Below are 21,641 nucleotides of genomic sequence, written 5' to 3'. Positions count from 1 at the left end.
TTCATGCAAATATAATGTTTATGACATATCAATATGAGAGCTTTAATTTATAGACTCATCGAATGAGTCATCTCAATTCATATAACATGACTACGGAAAGCAGTGAAATGAAAAAAACTCAATTGAAAACCTCTCTAGCAATGGCGGTAGGATTAGCCCTCTCTGGTAATGCATACGCTGATATTATTATTTCTCAGTATGTAGAAGGCGGAAGTTACAATAAATCATTAGAAATCAGTAACACAGGCGACAGCTCGGTATCACTTTCTGGCTACGTTCTTAAATATAAATACAATGGATTAAACGAGTGGAAAAATGATCTCGACCTATCTGCCATTACCTTAGATGCAAAAAGTGTCTACGTTATTTCAAACAGCCGTGCCTCTGATGCAATTAAAGGCGTGACAGATAGCATTGAAAGTATCGTTAACCATAATGGTGATGAGACTTACATGTTATTCAAAGATGGTGCAGAGCATGATCGCATTGGCGTTGACGGCGATGTTGATTGGGGTAAAGACAAAAGCTTTGTTCGAGCTGATTTAACTCCTAGCACAACGTTTGATTCTGCTATGTGGCTTGAAAAATCAAAGGATAATATTGAAGGGCTTGGGGAATATAAAGAAGGCGTAACGCCACCCCCTGCGTTTGCTTGTGAAACAGATTCAGGTACGCCTCCAACCTTTACCGAAATTAACCAAATTCAAGGCACAGGTGATAAATCGCCTCTGATCACGAGTGGATTTACATCAACAGAAGAGTACTTTGTTCAAGGTATTGTCACTGCGCGTGGCGAAAGCTTATTAAAAGGTTTTTACCTACAAGGCCTTAATGATGACTTTGATCCAAATAGCTCAGAAGGTATTTTTGTAAGTACAGGCAGCGCGCCATCTCAACAGATCCAACCTGGTGCAGTTGTGTGTGTAAAAGCCAAAGTTCAAGAGTACTACAACCAAACACAATTAAAGCCTGATACTAATAACTATATAGTTCAAAGGACTGAATCCCCTGCACAAGTGAATGAATTAGTCATTAATGAAGGTGAAACACTAGCAGATGCATTAGAGCGCCACGAAGGGATGAAGGTACAGATAACATCGCATTCAGATCTACGTATTACTCGTAATTTCAGCTTTGATTACGGTAGTAAACGTAACAACATGGTGCTGTCTCATGGAGAGCCACTATTTAAACCAACTCAACTTTTTGCGGCAGAGAGTCCAGAAGCGATTGCCTTAGCTGAAGATAATGCAAAACGCCAAATTACGATTGAATCAGACAACAAAGCCGCGAACGGAAAAGTCCCTTATTTCCCTGATTTTGCAGCGGATATTAATCAAGATGGCAGTGCTGATTCCTACCTACGTTTAGGGGCGCGTATTGAAGGTCTAGAAGGTGTTGTTGCTTATTCTTACGGTCAATACCGTTTAGTTGTCTCAAACACCATCACTCAAGACAATATTATTACTCAAGTGCTTAATGATGATGGTTCAACCCTATTTAATGTTGAGCGAACAGATGAGCCAAGCATTGATGATGAAGACTTAACCATCACAAGTTTTAACGTATTAAACTACTTCACATCCGTCGCTACTGGTGGTGATGCTAATCCAACAGGTCAAAACCGTGGTGCTGAAAATGCCGATGACTTTGCTATTCAACAAGCTAAAATCCTATCTGCATTAGTCGCCATTGATGCTGATATTATTGGTTTAATGGAAGTTGAAAATAATGGCTTTGGTGAAAACAGCGCCATTAGTGACTTAACAACGGCTTTAAATGCTAAATTTGACGATGAAGAGGATCACTACAAATACGTAGAGATTAAAAACAAAGACAAATATCAAGGTGAATATCTAGGTTCAGATGCCATCATGGTTGCCCTACTGTATCGCCCAAGTGAAGTGAAACTCAAAGGCAAAGCGCGTGTTATCAAAACACCAGAACAACACGTGGCTGAAAATACAGTCACTCGTGATAATAATGGCACCATTGAATTCAATCCAGCCTATGACAAATATCAACGTCACAGTCTAGTTCAAGAATTTATGGTTAAAGAAGCTAATGAGCCATTAACTGTCGTGGTTAATCATCTAAAATCAAAAGGCTCTGAGTGTATTGAGCAATGGCAAAACTTTGAAGAAAACAGTGATCCTGCCGATCTACAAGGAAACTGTAACCGCTTCAGAGTTTCTGCAGCCAAAGCTCTCGGTGATGATCTAGAAACGGTTAAAGGCGATATTCTCATCTTAGGTGACATGAACGCCTATGGAATGGAAGATCCCCTACTAACACTAACTGACTATAGCCCAGAAAAATACGACCGTGATATTTTCACCGCGGCTTATACAACGCTAGGTACAGATAAAAATGGTAATCCACTTCCTTATGAAGAAACTGGCAGCCAAATTACACAAGGTTATGGTTATATTAACCTAAACACTCACCTACATGGCACTGAGACCTTCTCTTATACCTACTCTGGTGAACTAGGTAATCTTGACCATGCATTAGCCAATGAGTCACTGGCTGAGCGTGTGACTGAAATTGAAGATTGGCACATCAATGCCGCAGAAAGTAACTTATTTGAATACAGCTCAAAATACACGGGTGATATGGTGAAATACCACGACATGTATTCCGCATCCGATCATGATCCTATCGTGATTTCACTTGATTATGAGAAAGCCGCATCATTTAACTTTTTTGCGCTGGCTTCATTGTTTGGATTTGGTTTTTTACGTAGAAAATTAACTAAACAAAAATAATACGAAAATCTAAAACAAAAAATGGTGGCCTTGTATTTATACAGTGCCACCATTTTTTATTAGTTCAATAAGATCAATGTCAACGCTTATCCAGACAAAGATGGGTTCTCTAATGTATCTTCTTTTTTAGCTCCACTTTGCATAATTACTGCATCGTTATTACAAAATGGCGTCATGGTTACAGAAATATCCGCCAATGTGTCATCAGATGAAAGCGTTTGGCAATGCTCTTTCACCATACTCACAACATGAACTCTTAATACTATAATACTGATAATACCAAACACAATATTACCTAGGGCTTGGCCATAAAGCACCCCAATCCCGCCGTACCATTGTGCGCCAAAATACACAAAAGGCAGTGTACCAATAGTCGCTTTACTTAAGTTCAACGCTGTCGAATAGAGAGGTTTGCCTAAATTATTAAACGACGTATTTGCTACAAACATTGCTCCATTAAAAATGAAAGTAATAGCAACCACGGTACAGAATGTACTCATGATCAGCGCCGCATCACCAACAAGACTGAAGCTTTGTATAATAAGATCTTGAAGAACATATAAAATTAGCGAAACAAAGACACAATAAATAGCGGTAAAAAATAGAGAGTTTCGCAACGTCTCACGCACCCTATCTACCCGTTTAGCCCCATAGTTTTGCCCGATAATAGGACCAACCGCCCCTGACATAGCAAAGATCACAGCAAACGTCACTGGGATCAATCGCCCAACTACCGCAAAACCTGCAACAAAATCTTCTCCAAATGGCGCTAAGGTAGATGTCACAATCGCATTGCCAATCGGTGTCGCTGTATTGGTCACAATGGCAGGAACCGCGATGGTAAAAATAGCCGGAGAATGACGTTTCACCTCATCCCATTTTGGAAACTCAATAAGTTTATGCGTCACAATGAGAGGGTAAAGTGAGAATACAAGGACGGTAATTCTTGAAATAACCGAGGCAATCGCTGCACCTTCGACATTCATATTAAAACCAAAGATAAAGATAGGATCTAAAATAGCGTTAACGATACCACCGTACAAAGTGGCTAACATCGAGCGCTTTGCATCACCTACCGCTCTTAGCCCAGCACCTGCTGCCATAGCAAGAGCAATAATTGGCGTACTTGGCAAAAGAATAGAAAGATACGCTTGCGCGCGCTCTGCCACCACTCCTTTCGCGCCTATCATGGCAAGTAATTCAGGAATAAAGTAAAACATTGTGATGGTAATAATGCTGTTTACAATAAAAGCGATAACCAATGTACTGGACGCTAACTGTTTAGCGGTATCATTCTCTTTCGCCCCTAATGCTTTAGACACTAAGGCGCCCATAGCAATCGATGAGCCGATAGATACCGACGTAGAAAAGAAGATAATTGTTCCAGCAAAACCAATTGCCGCGGCCAGTTCAACTTGTCCCAACATACTAATGAAAAACATATCGAGAAGATCAACAACAAACAGTGCCATTAACCCAATAGAGGCTGTTCCAGACATCACTAAAATATGACGCATAGTCGAACCTTGAACAAATTTAGCTGATTGATTACTCACTCATCTTCTCCAAATACATTTTGTTACAGGATGATATATCTTTGATTAATCACAAACAACTCAAATGTAAATAATTCTCAATACAAATCAAGCGTATAAAAAAACCACAACAATGTGTGGCTTCTTTTATTGAATATGGAAATTTACATTCCTAAATCTTCGCTAATACGATCAATTTCTTTAATATCCATTTGCAGAAGTTGCAGTTCATCGTTGTATTGAGTTATGAGGTTCTTCGCTTCTTCTTGACGCTTACATACGTCTGACTTCACATCCCAACTTTTACCCTCAAGATATACTTTACACTCTTTTGCTAATTGCTTTTCATTTGCCGTTGTCACTTCAACTTTTACTTCAAGAGCGCTTGCTTCTTCTTTTAACTGTAGTTGACGTTGAAATAATTGCTTAGCACGAGATAACATAGTTAGCTGTAGATCAACTTGATTAGTCAATTGAGTGATTTGTTTATCTTGCTCTTCTACTTGCATACCCAATGAAGCGTTATGAGATTTTAATGCCCCTACTTCTTTGGTTATTGATGTGCGTTTTTTAGCTTCAGCGGCAACCGCTTGTGCCTTATCTTCAGCATTTACTTTCTTTTGCTCTTCTAACGCTTGTTCTTTTTCTGTCGCAATCAACACATCAAGCTCTGCACTTTTTACGTCAGCTTGTTTCAACTCCGCTTGGTATTGCTTAGTTTTTACTTCAAGTTGAGCATAAGCCTCAGACCATTTATTGTCAGACACACTCGAACCAATTAGCCCACCAGCAATGGCGCCAATAATTAACGTAACTCCGGCAACCCAGTGATTCGTTTTTGATTTTTCTTCAATAATGATGACATCTTCATCATGATCGTCTGTCGTTCTGGTTTGATTTTCTACACTCACGCATTAACCTCAAGCATTCATATATAAGCAATAAACAGTATAGAACTATTATCTACACGTTTTGTTCGTAAAAAGATAATTTATCGTATCAGTTCTGAAATCATGATGTATGACACATAAATAACAACACCAATGACTGATGTATAAATCACTGACTTTTGGATTTTTTCATTTGCTCTGTATTTAAACAATAAGGCAGATAGAGCAAACAATAAAATAATGACTGCAATTCGTAACATAGTACACCTCGCTTTTCTTATACTTTAGCACACTTTTAGCTTCTAAATACTTGAGTTGTCGTTGTTATTTTGAACAAAGAAACCGTTTTCGATCAATTTTTATCTATTTTGTAAATAAAAGGCATGACAAAAAAATGTGACTTGTCTAACATATGCCCCATAGCTATTTCATAGCTTAAAATTTGTTGATCCGATGAAGACTGCAGGAGAGTGGCAACAACCAGTAATTGGTTACGCCCGCCGAAGAAGTAAATCTTTCAGGCGCCTAATTCAAACCATGAATAAGGTGAGGACTGTAGTTGGAGGAATCTCTGGAGAGAGCCGTTAAATCGGCCGCCGAAGGAGCAAGCCCTTATCTGAAAAATGATAAAGGTGAAACTCTCAGGCAAAAGGACAGAGGAGAAAGTGATCCGATTAATCTCGGCTCTATACTATTGCCTATTTTTTGGTTTTGGTACACCACTCTCTCTTCTCCTTACTATATGCTTTATTAAGGGGAAACCATGAACACCTTTCACAACACGCTTGTTACTATCGATAACTTCATCTGGGGTCCACCTCTATTGATCTTATTAGTGGGTACAGGTATCTACTTTACATTCCGACTTCGTATTTTCCAATTACGTCATTTACCAACTGCGCTGAAAATGGTCTTCTCAAAAGAAGAAAATGAAAGCAAAGGCAAAGGTGATGTCTCTAGTTTTGCTGCTTTATGTACAGCTCTATCAGCCACCATTGGTACTGGTAATATCGTCGGTGTTGCTACCGCGATTAAAATGGGTGGCCCTGGTGCCCTATTTTGGATGTGGCTTGCAGCCGTATTTGGAATGGCAACAAAATACGCAGAATGTTTATTGGCGGTAAAATACAGAAAAACCGATAGCAATGGCCAAATGATTGGTGGCCCAATGTATTACATTGAATATGGCATGGGTAATAAATGGCTTGCTAAGCTGTTTGCTCTATTTGCCTTGGGCGTTGCTTGTTTTGGTATTGGTACGTTTCCACAAATCAACGCCATTGTTGATTCAGCCCAACTGACAATGAATGCCCCTGCTTGGTTAACCGGTGGAATTTTAACGGTTCTTGTTGCTGTTGTTACCTTAGGTGGTATTAAATCCATTGCTAAAGTAGCAGAAAAAGTGGTTCCAACCATGGCTGTCGTTTATGTGGTTTCATGCCTTTCGGTATTAATCATGCAAGCTGAAGCTCTTCCTTCTGCTATCCAACTGGTTATTACATCAGCCTTTACAGGAAGCGCAGCAACGGGAGGCTTTGTTGGTGCCTCTATCATGCTAGCGATTCAATCGGGTGTTGCGCGTGGTGTGTTCTCAAACGAATCAGGTCTTGGTAGCGCCCCTATTGCTGCCGCTGCCGCAAAAACAGATTCTTGCGTAAAACAAGGCTTAGTCTCTATGACGGGTACATTTTTTGATACCGTGATTATCTGTACTATGACAGGCTTAACCTTAGTGGTTACCGGTGTTTGGCAAGGTGATGCCGCAGGTGCATTAATGACAACCCAAGCGTTTGCGATTGGTTTAGGCTCTGACCAATTTGGCCCTTATTTAGTTTCTATTGGCTTGATGTTCTTCGCTTTCACTACCATTCTAGGCTGGAACTATTATGGTGAACGTTGTGTAACCTATCTCTTTGGTACTAAAGGCGTACTACCATACAAAATCATATTTATTGCATTAGTTGCATCAGGCGCTTATATGCACTTGGATACCATTTGGGTAATCGCTGATATTGTTAATGGCTTAATGGCAATTCCAAACTTAATTGGTTTAATCGCATTACGTCATATCATCATAGAAGAGACTCACCTTTTCTTTAGTAAACAAGAGAATAGAAACAAAGAATCCGTTTACAGTTAAATGAAATATTGAGGTGTATGCTCGTTTAGATACACCTTATTTCATTTTTATCTATGAATTCAAATAAATAAATTTATAAATCTACTATACTCACTTTGTACTCTTTTACGAGGTGATATATGGAAATATTAACTCTGATATTTGGTTCAGTATTATTAGTGATTGTAGCTGGATTTTTAATCTCTTTTTTTAAAGCTCTGTTTGATGAGTTCAAAAAACTTAACTAATCAACATTACACACCAAATAAAAAAGCGGCTTTCACAGCTGCTTTTTCATTTTTGGGACATCTCCTAAAAAATTTCTTGTGCCACTTTCCTTTATATTTCACTACAATACATAAAAGGCATCACCTAACTTCCTTCACCGCAATAGAGGCATTATGCGCAATTTTATTTGGCTCCTTCTCTTTTTTAGCTCTATCTCCTTTGCTAATGAAGCTCAAGATCTAGAAGCCTTAGACAAAATAAATAATGAAGTCGCACGATTAAAAAAAGAAGCAGCTTCGTTTACAGGAAGCGATCTTGCCGTGATCCGAGTTCAGCAGCTTGGTAAAAATAACGAGCTTAGGATCGTCTTAGCTGATTTAATCAAACGTCATGATAAGACAACCACGCCACTGTTAATCCAAGAAGTAGAAAGCCAAGTCGCTTATGCTGATCGCTCTATTGACTATCTAGACAAAGACATTAAACAAAAACAAGCGAAATTAGACAAAGCAGATATAGAACACAAACTTGCACTGCAAAATACGCTTAAAGAATCTAGAGATTACTACTACCTATCTCTAAATGACCAACTTGAAAACTACCAATGGCTTGCGAAACTAGGAAAACCAGAGGAATCAAAATTAACCGCCTTTAAGTTATTTATTGATCAAAAAATTAAGTTTCTCTCTGCATCATTAAGTTTTGATACTAGCCGTGAACAGCTGCTGTCCGATCAACTGGCTCATTCATCCGATTCAGAGAAATCGTCCCTCACCCTCGATCACCTATTTTTTGAACGCAAAGTCACTAACTCAACCAAAGGGTTAGAAAAACTGATTAGTATTGCTGACCAACTAAATATCAATACCACCGATTACAAACGACAGCTTTTTTCTACCACAGGTAATTTAACCGAAGATATTCTTAACTTCCCTGTTATTACCGCTATTTTAAGTAACTGGATTTCATCTGGCAGTAATTGGCTGTTAAAGCACGCTCCAGATCAATTACTCAAATTCTTAGTTTTCGTATTGATACTGTTTGCGACTCGCATGGTTGCAAAACTCACCAGCCGTGTTGTTTTAAAAGCCGTAGTACAGCCGCATTTGCGCATGAGTAAGTTGATGCAAGATTTCTTTGTATCGATGTCGAGTAAGCTCATTTACTTTATTGGTATCTTGATCGCTTTCTCTAAAATAGGCTTAGATCTCGCGCCTGTTCTCACAGGTTTTGGTGTCGCCGGTATTATTATTGGTTTCGCATTACAAGATACCCTATCTAACTTTGCATCGGGCATGATGTTACTTATTTACCGTCCATTTGATGTTGGTGATCTTGTTGAGGCCGGTGGCGTATCTGGCAAGGTAAGCTCCATGAGCCTTGTTAACACCACGATCAAAACCTTTGATAACCAAATCATCATTTTGCCCAATAGTAAGATTTGGGGAGACGTAATAAAGAACGTAACCCATGAACGATTACGCCGTGTCGATATGGTGTTTGGCATTGGATATGAAGACAGTATCGAAAAAGCTGAGAAGATTTTAGCAGAAATTGTTGATGCTCACCCTGCAGCATTGAAAAAGCCAGAACCAAATATTCGTGTTCACGTGCTAGGTGCATCTTCTGTTGATTTTATTGTTCGTCCTTGGGTTAAAACAGACGATTATTGGGATGTGTATTGGGATGTTACTCGTGAAGTGAAATTACGTTTTGATAAAGAAGGGATTTCGATTCCCTTTGCTCAGCAAGATGTACATGTTCACTTTGCAAAAAAAGACAAAAAACCAAAAAAGCCAAACCCAATAACCGAAAAGATTGGTAATGTGATTGACTCAGTTCGCTCTAAAGACAGTTAATAACACTTATCGACTAACAATAAGAATGCTATACCTATGATTGAAAAATTTATGTATAGCATTCTTAATTTAATAGATAGAACACTCACTTAGAAACTAGCAAATTACCACCTAATACAATCAGTACCATGCCTGTTATTCTCTCTATTCTCTTCGTCACTTTTTCGCTAGCCATCATCTCTTGAGCTTTCTCAACCAATAATGCAATTCCACCCTGCCAAAGCATCGCAATAATAAAATGAATACTCGCCATCAATAGTGATTGAATAAACGCACTATATTCAGGGTTAATAAATTGGGGTAATAACGCCAGATAAAACACCGCGGTTTTAGGATTTAAGATATTAGATAAAAAACCTTCTTTAAATGAAACAGCTAAAGGCTTACTATCTTTACCTTTCTCGCTTGTCGTATTCATCGCTTGATGCTTATTAAACGTACTTCTAATTGATTGTATTCCTAAATAAATCAGATAAATAGCACCCACAGTTTTTACTACAGTAAACAGCTCAGCAGAGCCAACAAGCAACACGGACAACCCCACCGCAGATAAGGTTGCATGCACAAACAGACCACAGCAAATACCAAGACTGCAAGTAATGCCATCTTTCCAACCACCACGCGTGGTATTGCGAATAACTAAGGCGGTGTCTAACCCTGGAGTCATCGTTAAAAGTAATATCGCAATAAAGAATGCCCAAAAATCCGTTATCATGCTATATCCATATTTTACTGAAGGTTATATTAATATATCGATTAAATAAATAATTACTATCTTTTCCTTTCAGTCTATAAATTTGAATAAATACTCTACATATATTTATACATTTCATTTATTTTGCACGTTTATATAAAATAAGCCATATATCGATCTATTTGACCCTGATATGAAAGTTATCTCTAATGAAGAGCGATAAAGTACACGCATTCATATCTGGGGGGGAATAATTATGAATCATGTAACATTAGAATATCAAGTAATGGGTTTTGGCAAATGGGTTTCAGCAACTGTATCTACTGAGATCGCGAACAAGCTAGCTGAAGAGTACAAATCTTACGGCTGGCCTGTAAAAATTAGCTAAACCACTTTCACTATTTGTGAAAATGTATGCCTCGCTTAATGCGGGGTATTTTTTTGTCTGTTTAATGTCATTGATTACTGTAAATATTTTACCTAGCGATAAACATAGAGTTACAATCATTAAAAGTTAGAATAATTAAAATGAAGGAATATCTATGAGCCATTACCAAAAACTCGTTCAACACCATTTAAAAATCTCTCGCTTTGAACATCTATCTGCCATTTGTGGGTGGGACCAAGCTGCCGTAATGCCATCTGGTGGTAATGAAGCGAGATCAGAAGCCATGGCTGAGCTGTCTGTTCATCTACATCAACTTGGTAATGCCCCGCACCTAGCAGAATGGTTTGATAAAGCAGAATCAGAATCTTTATCGACTAATGAGCAAGCAAGCCTTCGTGAAATGAAATCTCAATGGCAACAAACCACTGCCCTACCAGAAGCTTTAGTCGAAGCACAATCTCTTGCCGGTTCTAAATGTGAACATGCATGGCGTACTCAGCGTGGTGAGAATGATTGGGCGGGATTCAGTAAGAACTTTGCAGAAGTTGTCGCGCTATCAAAAGAAGAAGCTCAAATCCGCGCAGACATCACAGGATTAACGCCTTACGATGCCATGCTTGATTTATACGAACCAGGAACCACCACAGCCAAACTTGATGTGGTTTTTGATAACGTAAAAACATGGCTGCCAACACTTATCCAGCAGATCCAAGAGAAACAAGCGACAGAATCTATTCATTTACCTGAAGGCCACTACCCGACAGAGCAACAGCGCCAGCTGAGCTTAGATGTAATGAAGTTTCTAAATTTTGACTTTGACCATGGCCGTCTTGATGTCAGCATGCACCCTTTCTGTGGCGGCGTTCCTACCGATGTTCGTATTACCACGCGTTACGATGACAGTGATTTTGTGCAATCATTAATGGGCACGGTACATGAAACGGGTCATGCACGTTATGAACAAGGTTTACCAAAAGCGTTTGCAGGGCTACCAGTAGGACAAGCTCGTTCGATGGGCATTCATGAATCTCAAAGCCTGTTTTTTGAAATGCAATTAGGCCGTAGCCAAGAGTTTATTGCTCAATTATCTCCTTTAGTTGCTAAACACTTTACTCAGGCTGATCCAAAAATCATTGAATCAAGTAACCTGCAAAAAATCTACACACGAGTAAACCCAGATTTTATCCGTGTAGATGCTGATGAAGCCACTTACCCTGCTCACGTTATCCTTCGTTATGAAATTGAACGTGACTTAATGAACGGTAAAATCGAATACACAGATATCCCTGAATTATGGGATACAAAAATGCAGCAGTACTTAGGTTTATCAACTAAAGACAATTACAAAAACGGTTGTATGCAAGACATTCACTGGACAGATGGCAGCTTTGGTTACTTCCCAAGTTACACATTAGGTGCAATGTACGCAGCACAGTTTATGGCAGCAATGAAAAAAGAAGTAAACGTTGCAGAGCAGATCTCACAAGGTAATCTAGAACCAATTTTTGCATGGTTAGATAAGAACATTTGGAAGAAAGCATCCCTACTCTCAACAGATGAGTTGGTTAAACAGGCGACAGGTGATGTGTTGAATCCTGAATTCTTTAAAGCGCATTTAGAGAATCGCTATCTTTAACGAATTAAGGAGCAGTCTATAGCTGCTCCTTTTTTATTGATACTCTAAGTTATCTCGTAAAGGCTCTACCGCTATCTATTTAACTGCTTTTACTGTCGGTAAGATACGAATTTCACCGCTACGTACTTTATCAGAAGCTTGATAATGACGGACGCCTATATTGAATTCCGCGGTTTCATTCGCAGTTACCAAGTTATTTATCGCACCATTACCACAGCCGAAGCTTACTGTAAAAGTACCATCATTATTCATATCAGCATTGTAAGAATTGATGTTTGCTTTCTCATTAAACATAAAACCTTTGCCGTTATAAACAGTGACTGACCAGAACGCTTTATTTTCTGGATTTTTAAATGTTGCTTGATAGCACGTACTGCTTGGGTAGTTATCTGATACTTCATACACGTTATCAATTTTTTGAGCACCAGCCCAACCGATAGCCGCCCCAACGGTGTACTTCTCAAGGGTATAATCTTTAGCTGAAGCATCAAGTGGATCTGTGAACATACCCGTAATTGCTTCAGCTCCATCACGGTTACTAATAGCCCCCATTTGTGCCTTCAGTTTATTCTCGACTTCTATGAATTTCTCCATATCAAAATTGATAGGTGTAACGAGTTCAGCACTGTTAGCATCAATGCGCATTTTATCTTGGATCTCTTTCGCTTCTGCTTCCGTGAAACTAGAGTCTAAGCGTACAAATACAATCGCGTGTGTTTGTGAATCATCATGAGTAGAAATCTCATACGTACCAGCTCCGTACTTCATTGCTTGTATACGGTGATCTTCAGTAATCACTTGAGCTGAAATGTACTTATCGCCCACATCAGGCAATGTATATGTAGCACCTTTAGAAATATCTACAATGCCCCATGAGTAATAGGTATCACGGTTAAGACGTACCACTTTTTGTTCATCTAATTGCGTTAACTGACGACGGTGCGCAAACTTATTCATACCACCCGCTTCAATCGTCTTGTTAACCATTTGGCGATTCGTCTCAAGTGTAGGGTAATTATCAGCAGTTACTGTCACCTTAGTTGTTTGCTCAGCAAAGGATTCAGTTGCAAATAAGATTGTGCTAGCAGAAATGGTCAAAACAAGTAGTGATTTTTTAAACATAAGTTCGCCTTAAATTATTCAGTTCAGAAGATATGTTGGCGATTATAAGGTATCCTAAATGAACTTCATCTATAATCATATTTTCCAAAACGGAAACCATTATGAATCTTAACTTTCTTCGCACCTTCATAAGCATGATGGAATTTAAAAGCCTTAATGCTACTTCTCAGGTTCGTGGCATAAATAAAAGTGCCGTAAGTAAGCAGTTAACAAAACTATCTGAAGAGATGGGATACAGTTTATTCGAGAGAGGAGAAAATGGCTTAGAAGCAACACCAGAGGCCATTAAACTCTATCCTTTAGCTCGCCAGCTTATTACTCAGTTTGATCAAATGATGGTCTTAGATGAATTCGATAGTGCAAACTATGATAAGCCAATTAAGGTATCAATCGCTTCTTCTCTTATAGAAAAATATGGCTGCAATCTGTTTGAAAAATTACAAGCTGCATTTCCAAATGCCTCAATAGATATCAACACATGGCGTCAAACTACCTCGCAAGACTTGCTAAACAATGAGACTCATTTAGGTATCCATTATTCAAACCCGACGGTATCTGCATCTCTATATCAAAAAAGGATGTTTGATGATGAATACGCATTTATAGTCAGTAAAAATCAGCCTATCCCTACTTTTGAAGAGGTCCTTTCATGGCCATTTTTAGCGATAACAAGTACTGGTTGGAATGACAACCGTTACCGTTTTATTGAGAACTTGAGCAGCAAAGGGATTGATCTTTCATTTATAGGAAGCATTGCAAGTGTTGGTGTGGCATTAGAGTACTGTCGAAAACCTGGATTTGCTTGTGTTATTCAAGCTTCAAATCAATCATCAGAACATACTAAAATCAAAGTACCAGATAGATATAATATGCCATTAAATGTCGTTTCGTATGTAAAAACATCAGACCGACACAGTCCATTTACTAAGCTGTTATTAAATATCGTTCATTCATCTTTATCGGCAAGTAAATAATCCATGCGAACTACACACTGAGTGCAATGAGACAAACCGTAGATGTAGAGAAGCAAGTTTCTTTAAAGCGCACTTAGAGAAACTCTATTTAGGGTAAAAACTAGATGTTAATTCGCCGCTTTACTTTAAGTAATTAAAAAATAGATGCAGATATTGGCTGCATCCATTTTTTTTTCATAACCAATTAATAATTGCGTCTACCTATTCCATTCAGGAATAGAACAAATACCGATCTTTCCTTTATAAAATAAAAAAATCGCCCGTAGAATATTTCTTCTAATTCATCAAACGTAGAAGTGATCATCCATGAAATACATCTGCATGGCGTGTAATAAAGAATACGCACCTAAACCTGAACTCATAAAATGTGAATGTGGCTTTGCCTTATGGGTTAAACCTCAAACGTCATTTAGTAAAAAAGATCTCATAGAAAATGAATTCACACCTAGACGCTATTCTAGTGCTTTCCCAATAAAAAAAGACGATATCGACATCACTTTCAATGAAACCATCACACCTCTTTGCCAAGCTGAAATATCAGGAACTCCAGTACTGGTTAAACTTGATTCGCTACAACCAACAGGCTCATTTAAAGATCGAGGAGCCTCTCTTGTAATCAACTACCTTAACAACCATGGAATAACGAGCATTGCTGAAGACTCAAGCGGTAATGGAGGAAGTGCTTATGCCGGTTATGCCGCTAAAGGAAACATGCAATGCAACATATTTGTGCCTGCTGGTACATCCAAAGGAAAAACAACACAAACGCGATTATATGGCGCTAACTGTATTGAAATAAAAGGAACAAGAGAAGATGTTGCCCTAGCCGCAATAGAGAGCAGCGTCACTCATGGAAGTCATTATGTTGGGCATAACTGGCATCCCCTATTTATCGAAGGCGTCAAATCCATCGCTTATGAAATATGGGAACAATGTGGGTATAAAGCCCCTGATAATTTTGTTGTTCCCGCAGGGAATGGAAGTTTACTCGCCGGGGCATATATCGGTTTCTCTGAATTATTAAAAGGCGGAGAAATAAGCAAACTCCCTCGCCTTTTTGGTATTCAAAGTGAAAGCATTCAGCCGTTCGTTCAAACCTTTAACAATAAAGAAATCAACATTACATCAGAAAATACCATTGCTGAGGGTATTAAGATTAAGCGTTCATCACGAATGAATGAGATCGTTCAATTTGTCAAAGAAACGAATGGGAATTTTATTAGTGTTAATGAACAACAAATCCAATCAGCATTAAAAGAAATGGGAGCACAAGGATTCTTTATCGAACCAACATCGGCGACGGCATTTGCAGGAATCGCTCAGCTTATAAAAACGCAAGAAATCAAACCTGACGAGCTCACCGTTGGAGTCGTCACCGGAAATGGACTCAAAGCAATAAACTCAATTGAACATTTAATCAATGATACGAGAGGTTAATAATGAAATATATTCAAACTAAAAATTCATTAAAAACAGCAGGTCATTACTCTCAAGCAATAGTACATAATGGATTAATTTACGTATCTGGCCAATTACCAATTAACCCAAATACAGGGGAAAAAATAAACGGTGATATAAACCAACAAACCCGTCGTGTATTAGATAATTTGAACACCATTCTTGAAGACGCAGGAACCGAACTTCAACAAGTATTAAAACTGGTTATCTACATTTCAGACATTGATATGTGGGACACGGTTAATGAGATTTGCAAAAAGTACTTTATGGAGCATAAACCGGTGCGAACCATAGTACCAACCAGAGAACTGCACTTTGGATTAAAGATTGAAGTCGATTGCATCGCTATATGTGAATAACGCCTCATAGCTTAATATTGACGTGCTCAGAAAGTGCGGTAATGACTTTCTGAACTCGCTCTAATCGATAATTATTTTGTCTGGTGCATATATAGATGGGTCTAAAAAGCGGTTTGAGTTCGCTATATTGATATAAATAACGCTCTTCTATATTTAATGCTTTTATTACCGAAAAAGGAATCAGTGCCGGAGCAGTCCCTTGTAATGCTAAATGGGCTGCTGCGGTATATGAATCTAGCTCCATTATAGGGTTCACTTTTAAGGCTTCTAAAATAACCGACTGATGAGTATTCGCACTGTTTGTCAGATCCGTTGTTATCAATTCATTAGGTAGCTTATCCAAATATTTGTTGCTAACAACATAAAATGGTTCATCGAAAAGATGGAAGCTTAATAACCCATGTCCAGATGGTAAATACCCGGCACAAAGGCCTAATGTCGCTTTTCCTGACTTAACATTTTCGACAATTCGTGGCGTGTGATTCGTTGTGACGGTCAAATTTGGATCATCATGGAAACATATTGATAGCGCTTGGCTGAAATACCCTGCCACAAGCGTTTCAGAGCAATCAATTCTAAGCAAAGAATCATTCGCTAAGGCTTGTTGTTCATATATGCGCCCGCAAAGTTCGCTAAACGTTGGAGCGATATTGTCAATTAGCGATTTAGCATCAGCCGTGAGCGTGACATAACGGCCATTAGGCTCTATCAATTTTTTTCCTAAACGCTTTTCTAGTTTTGTAATACGCTTACTAACCGCAGATTGACTAAGGTACAGTACGCTGCCTGTACGACTCATTGTCTTCTCTTTACTTAAAACTAAAAGCGTTTCAATACCTTCAAGTAACATCGCATTATCTTATGAAAATCAGGAATAGTTAACTCAGTTTATCTATGTTTTATGATGCTTGCAAAAAAGTTAGTAAAGAGTGATTTGTTTATCAAACTCAATCATTAAATAACGCAACCATCCAGCACGCAAAATCATTTTTAACATAAATATCAATAACTTAAAAGCCTCAAATTGAAGATATAAAGTGATTATTTTTCTTTTATATATATACTAAGTGAATGAGTGAAAATCTCATGTAAACCAATAATTAATAATAAGGATTTAACATGAATAAGGTGTTAGTTGCTAGCGGTGTATCATTAGCTTTATTAGGTGGAGCTTTTGCTGCCAATAACTACATGATTGAAAAAATTGGTCAAGAAATTCCAACTCAAGTATTAAACGGCTTAGAAAAAATTGATCCACAATTACTGCAAGTTCAGCGTGTTTCTAGCCAAATTAATGGGAAAGAAATAAAAGAAGAATACTCTTTCTACTTTATTATTGACGGTAAACGCCAACAAAAACTTCCCCTCCTCATGACTCATTATGCTGAAATTGGTCTTTTTGGTTTAAATGTTAATGGCAACTTTGCATTAACCAAAGATAAAGGTTTTGCAGCTGAATTTATAAAGGAAGTAACTACCTTTAATGAGAATATTACATATACGTTCTCAACAACTACTCAGCAACTTGATTTGAATGGTGATATTCAATTAGGTGCAATTCAATCACGTAGAGAAAAGGTTAACATTGGTAAGCTTTCATTTAACTTAGTTGCAGACCACAAAGAACAAGTTCTTAAAGCCAACTTACCAACAATAAGTTTAGGAGATAATTCTTTTGCACTAAATATGAAAGATATAGATCTTACACTTTTAGATAACATTGAAACTAATAACAGCTCTATCAATTTTAATCTTGGTGATTTTAACTTTCAAAGTACTCGCTCAAAAGAAGGTATAAGATTGTCAGATAGCAATTGGACAATAAATCTTGCTGAAAATGAAACCGGATCAAAATTTTCAACTAACATAGATATACAAAAAGCTTCACTTCAAGCTAAGCAATTTTCCATACCTAACTTAAATTTTAATTTCAAGACAGCAGTAGAAGGCATCCAATTAGATCTTCTAGAAGAATTAGGAGACATTGCTTTACACTCAACAAGCATCAATTCAAATAAACAACAGCAAGAGATTATGCAACAATTTTTTGAAGCTGGTATTAATGCAAAAGAGCTTTCATTATCAATTAACGAATCAAGTATAAATGGAAACATTCAACTTAAGCCAGATAACTATAGTAATATGCCTAAATATAAAGTAGGCGATGCTGTAATCCGCAACATTCATTCTAAGATTGATATTATTGTAGATCCAAATACCATTGCAAATATTTCACCACTGAAAAACGTTGTAGATAGATATTTTAATGCTGAACCAAGTGGTAATTTCAGTGCAACCTTTGAATTATCTAATGGCCAACCAATGCTTAACGGTATGCCTCTTTAATTCTATTCACTATCAACGGGATAACTATATCCCGTTGAATTTTAATTAACTTATATCTTATGATGTTAGTCAGATAACTTAGTGAAGCAAGTAACAGGTAATTAATAAGTGTGACTTCGACTAGCAAAGGACAATCTTAGATGATAATTATAAATAGGATGCGCTCAATTACATCCTTTTTAATTTATGTACTTCAAACAAAACTGTAATATAAAAACTAATATAAATATCTTTGTATAACACCTAATTGTTTTTCATTTAAATTAGATAAGTTGCCAACAAATTTAATTTCATTTTCATTAACATATTCTACATATTCACAAATCCATTCGGTGTCCTCAGGATCAAACCCATATTTTAATAACCATATCTGAACTTCATCATTCGTTCCATACCTAATTAAATTTTTAAAAACCTTTGCCCTAACATCTGTTGTTTCTTGATAGTACATAGTTAAAGCAGCACACAATGGATCAGATAAAGATAAACTAATAACTTTGTCTAAATAATCATATGTATCATATACCAATAGATCATAATCAAACTGATTAACTGTAGCTCCTCGAGTAAATAAACTAATCGCTCTAACATTTTTATTTGGAAGAGTTTCGGCTCTCGCTGAATATTCAATTTTTATCTCTTTAAAGGCTATATTGTATTCTTTTTGTGAAATTGATTTTTCTCTCAATTTTCTAAGTAAAGAGCGCCTTTCATCTCGTTTTGTTAAATAAGAATGCCTTAGAGATAATGTTTCGCTAAATGATTTCCCTTGAACTCGCCACAACAATAGAGGTATAGACGCACTCAAAATTGTTTGTTCTGATTTTGTTAATGAATCTCTTTTCAAATGAGTTATATATATCTTCTTTATTTTTTCTTTTAATTTTTTTCTATCAGATGGCTTAATTTCATAATATTTATGTCCACTAATGGCAGTGTCACCTACAACAAGTTTATCTAAAACAAATCGAATATCTGATTTTAAGTTTGAATTACTTAGTCTTTCAATTTGCGAATCTGTTAAATGGAGCTCATCATTAAATGTATCTGTCTTGATTGCTGTAATTAAATCAGAATAATCTTCATCGACATCTTTAGGGTCATCATCAAGCTTTGATGTTGGTTTAATCTCATACTGAGAAGCTATTCGGGAGCTAAAAGTATTAACATTGGCTCTATTAATTATTGTATAACCAAAATCAAAATAATTACGCTTTGATGTTGTTCTTCCTGCTCTCCCTATCAAATTTTTTAACGTCAAATCTCCCATTTTATGAAAATTATCAATCCATACGCAATCGAATGGCATGTTAATACCCTGAATTAAAGTTGCAGTAGCAAAACAAATTTTAGCATAACCATCTCTTACAAACTGTTCTATCAATAACCTAGCCTTTAAAGGCATAGAGCCATGATGAACAACTACCCCTCTCTCCATTAAATTTAAAAATGAGGAGTGTTTACCAAACTGCCCTTCCGAAGCTCCTATATATTTTTTCAGGTCCTCAATTATTTTGAGAGCTTCCATATCTTTTAAAATAGGACATATTTCAATATATTTATTAAAATTCTCTATATGTCCACCATTGAAAATTCTATTTTTAGCAATGAAAATTAATACGGTTCCATTGTTTAAAAGAATTTTTTCAATAATATCTACATTACAATCAATTTTGTCATTATTACTAAAAGGAGAGAAAAACTCTAAGCTTCCATCTTCATTTCTAGATAAGTAAACTTTACCAACATTACTTTGCTTAAAGTTCTTAGCTTCAAAATTTTCTGTAAAATGATGCTTAGACAATTGCGCTTCAGGGTTAGATACAAATGGATGAGCAAATACTTTTTTTGCCGTTGGAAATAATTTTTCAGTTCGCCTAACAAAAGCGTCAAATGTAATTCCCCTAATAGGCTCTTCAGAAATTTGAGCTTCATCAAATAGAAACAATCTAATATCAAAATCATCAATATACTTAAAAAGTTCAACGCCTCTTTCCGGCGTAATGATAAAAATCCTTCTAATTGTATGATGTTGATTAATATTCTCTACAAATTGAAGTACCAATACATTTTTATCTACTAAGTTAACTACTGATGAATAAAACTCAGCAATTAGTGCTCTAGATGGTACAACAATAACAATATCCCCTTCTTCCTTTTCTATTAAGTCGCGAAAAAGATGTGACTTGCCTGTACTTGTTGGTGCTGAAAAAGAATAAAACTTCTTTGTAGAAATAGATTTAAAAGCACTGGCCTGCATCGGAGTAAATTGCTTCCCATATTGCTCTTTAATCGTATCACCTAAATTTTGATACACCGATTCAATAAAAGACTTTGGTTTCTCTATCTTATAAAACAAACCCATAACACTCAATATTTTAGGTTCATATTCATTAAAAATATCAGGATGATAGAGTTTTATTAAACTAAGTCTTTCTAAAGTAGCCATAGATATTGGACCAATTTCATGAAATTCTTTAATTGCTTTTTCAAGAATTTCACGAATATTAATCCCTTGAATAAGATCTTTAAGCACTTATTTTTACTCCAAGTAAGTATATTGCATCATAATTTAAAAGGGTTTTCATATGAATTGACCTAATGGCGTTATCCATAATATGCTCTACATCATCAGAAGTAATCGAAAAAGCGGCACTATAAGATTTATTGCCAGAAACTGCATTTTGTATAGCAGCTTCGCTTACAAATCTACGCAGATCTGGTAATTCCTGAATATCTTTCTGAGCTTTAATAAATTCATTTATCTGCTTTAATGCTCGTCCATGAGCACTTTGAACACCGCTGTATTTGGCTTCACCAAAAGAAACTAAAGCACTTGGAGACTCCGTATGAAAGTCAAAACCTGGATTTCCCGATATTTTCTCTTTTATAAACTCGGCCAAAGGCAATCTGATATGTGACAAATAATCTTTCAGCGCTGTTTGAGCTACATCTGATACCATGTATTCCCCGAAATCTTCAGAAATATCAGTTTCGACATTATTTAAGATTTCATGCATAATTTTTTCAACAGTTCCTTTAGACCTTGCTTCATAACCAAGCCTATCTATTACATCTAATTCATCTAACCAACTCGTATCTAATACAACCTTCTGCATATCTTTCACACGCTGCTCAAGATCACTAACGTCAATAGCTATAGAGTATATTTTTCCTTTTGCTTTTTTAGCATAAATAGACATATTGGTTTCATTTAAAAATAATAACTTCAAGGTTACATCCCACGGTAAAATATTTTAATAAA

Annotated in this window: 17 protein-coding genes and 1 riboswitch; of the genes, 9 read left to right on the top strand and 8 right to left on the bottom strand. The window is 36.9% G+C overall.

The genetic code is table 11. The annotated features are described in order from the left end of the window. The first annotated feature begins 107 nt into the window (after window positions 1-107). A complete protein-coding gene (locus ED622_RS12420; protein ID WP_122034479.1) occupies window positions 108-2,768 on the top strand; it encodes an ExeM/NucH family extracellular endonuclease in 2,661 nt (886 codons plus the stop codon). A gap of 86 nt (window positions 2,769-2,854) precedes the next feature. On the opposite strand, the gene ED622_RS12415 is transcribed toward ED622_RS12420, so the two are convergent. The 3 genes from ED622_RS12415 to ED622_RS12405 all read right to left on the bottom strand — a co-directional run bounded on the left by ED622_RS12415 (window position 2,855) and on the right by ED622_RS12405 (window position 5,453). Continuing rightward, window positions 2,855-4,324 (bottom strand): MATE family efflux transporter, encoded by a 1,470-nt coding sequence (locus ED622_RS12415; protein ID WP_122034477.1) that lies wholly within the window; start codon window positions 4,322-4,324, stop codon window positions 2,855-2,857. Window positions 4,325-4,467: 143 nt separating this feature from the next. After that, a complete protein-coding gene (locus ED622_RS12410) occupies window positions 4,468-5,214 on the bottom strand; it encodes a hypothetical protein (RefSeq protein WP_122034475.1) in 747 nt (248 codons plus the stop codon). A gap of 80 nt (window positions 5,215-5,294) precedes the next feature. Further along, window positions 5,295-5,453 (bottom strand): hypothetical protein, encoded by a 159-nt coding sequence (locus ED622_RS12405; RefSeq protein ID WP_122034473.1) that lies wholly within the window; start codon window positions 5,451-5,453, stop codon window positions 5,295-5,297. 301 nt (window positions 5,454-5,754) lie between these two features. Beyond that, window positions 5,755-5,860: riboswitch (glycine riboswitch) on the top strand. Window positions 5,861-5,956: 96 nt separating this feature from the next. Here ED622_RS12405 and ED622_RS12400 point away from each other — a divergent pair. Together ED622_RS12400 and ED622_RS12395 are read left to right on the top strand one after the other, a co-directional pair. Next, a complete protein-coding gene (locus ED622_RS12400; protein WP_122034471.1) occupies window positions 5,957-7,333 on the top strand; it encodes a sodium:alanine symporter family protein in 1,377 nt (458 codons plus the stop codon). A 380-nt stretch (window positions 7,334-7,713) separates the two neighbouring features. Beyond that, the gene (locus tag ED622_RS12395; RefSeq protein ID WP_122034470.1) at window positions 7,714-9,399 is read left to right on the top strand and encodes a mechanosensitive ion channel family protein; all 1,686 of its coding nucleotides are present in this window, start codon (window positions 7,714-7,716) and stop codon (window positions 9,397-9,399) included. An 85-nt stretch (window positions 9,400-9,484) separates the two neighbouring features. Here the strand turns inward: ED622_RS12395 and ED622_RS12390 are convergent, their stop codons facing one another. After that, window positions 9,485-10,114: a LysE family translocator gene (locus ED622_RS12390; RefSeq protein WP_122034468.1), complete on the bottom strand. Its 630-nt coding sequence runs from the start codon at window positions 10,112-10,114 to the stop codon at window positions 9,485-9,487. 235 nt (window positions 10,115-10,349) lie between these two features. Here ED622_RS12390 and ED622_RS20090 point away from each other — a divergent pair, with 235 nt between their 5' ends. Together ED622_RS20090 and ED622_RS12380 are read left to right on the top strand one after the other, a co-directional pair. Beyond that, on the top strand, window positions 10,350-10,481 hold the full coding sequence (locus tag ED622_RS20090; RefSeq protein WP_122034466.1) for a hypothetical protein: 132 nt from the start codon (window positions 10,350-10,352) through the stop codon (window positions 10,479-10,481). Window positions 10,482-10,635: 154 nt separating this feature from the next. After that, the gene (locus ED622_RS12380; protein WP_122034464.1) at window positions 10,636-12,117 is read left to right on the top strand and encodes a carboxypeptidase M32; all 1,482 of its coding nucleotides are present in this window, start codon (window positions 10,636-10,638) and stop codon (window positions 12,115-12,117) included. A 75-nt stretch (window positions 12,118-12,192) separates the two neighbouring features. On the opposite strand, the gene ED622_RS12375 is transcribed toward ED622_RS12380, so the two are convergent. Further along, entirely contained in the window at window positions 12,193-13,239 is a 1,047-nt protein-coding gene (locus ED622_RS12375; protein WP_122034462.1) for a DUF1214 domain-containing protein, read from the bottom strand. 101 nt (window positions 13,240-13,340) lie between these two features. Between ED622_RS12375 and ED622_RS12370 the strand changes: the two genes are divergently transcribed. From ED622_RS12370 to ED622_RS12360, 3 genes are all read left to right on the top strand, one after another. Then, window positions 13,341-14,213, top strand: a complete 873-nt coding sequence (locus ED622_RS12370) for a LysR family transcriptional regulator (protein ID WP_122034460.1) — start codon at window positions 13,341-13,343, stop codon at window positions 14,211-14,213. A gap of 306 nt (window positions 14,214-14,519) precedes the next feature. Continuing rightward, a complete protein-coding gene (locus tag ED622_RS12365) occupies window positions 14,520-15,650 on the top strand; it encodes a pyridoxal-phosphate dependent enzyme (RefSeq protein WP_122034458.1) in 1,131 nt (376 codons plus the stop codon). Between the two features lie 2 nt (window positions 15,651-15,652). Beyond that, window positions 15,653-16,030 (top strand): RidA family protein, encoded by a 378-nt coding sequence (locus tag ED622_RS12360; protein ID WP_122034456.1) that lies wholly within the window; start codon window positions 15,653-15,655, stop codon window positions 16,028-16,030. A gap of 4 nt (window positions 16,031-16,034) precedes the next feature. Here ED622_RS12360 and ED622_RS12355 read toward each other — a convergent pair whose 3' ends face one another. Continuing rightward, window positions 16,035-16,880, bottom strand: coding sequence for a LysR family transcriptional regulator (locus ED622_RS12355; RefSeq protein ID WP_122034454.1), 846 nt, complete (start codon window positions 16,878-16,880; stop codon window positions 16,035-16,037). 269 nt (window positions 16,881-17,149) lie between these two features. On the opposite strand from ED622_RS12355, the gene ED622_RS12350 reads away from it, so the two are divergent. Further along, on the top strand, window positions 17,150-18,376 hold the full coding sequence (locus tag ED622_RS12350; RefSeq protein WP_122034452.1) for a hypothetical protein: 1,227 nt from the start codon (window positions 17,150-17,152) through the stop codon (window positions 18,374-18,376). Between the two features lie 217 nt (window positions 18,377-18,593). Here ED622_RS12350 and ED622_RS12345 read toward each other — a convergent pair whose 3' ends face one another. Both ED622_RS12345 and ED622_RS12340 read right to left on the bottom strand, forming a co-directional pair. After that, window positions 18,594-20,912 carry a DEAD/DEAH box helicase gene (locus ED622_RS12345; protein ID WP_122034450.1) on the bottom strand — a complete coding sequence of 773 codons (2,319 nt, stop codon included), beginning with the start codon at window positions 20,910-20,912 and terminating at the stop codon, window positions 18,594-18,596. Then, window positions 20,905-21,609, bottom strand: a complete 705-nt coding sequence (locus ED622_RS12340) for a hypothetical protein (RefSeq protein ID WP_216822080.1) — start codon at window positions 21,607-21,609, stop codon at window positions 20,905-20,907. Before ED622_RS12340 ends, ED622_RS12345 begins: the two co-directional genes overlap by 8 nt. Window positions 21,610-21,641: the final 32 nt, after the last annotated feature.

The organism is Aliivibrio sp. EL58, assembly GCF_900312675.1.
In the GTDB taxonomy this organism is placed as follows: domain Bacteria; phylum Pseudomonadota; class Gammaproteobacteria; order Enterobacterales; family Vibrionaceae; genus Aliivibrio.
The sequence above is the reverse complement of the archived record's forward strand: the minus strand, read 5'-3'. Positions and strand labels throughout refer to the sequence as shown.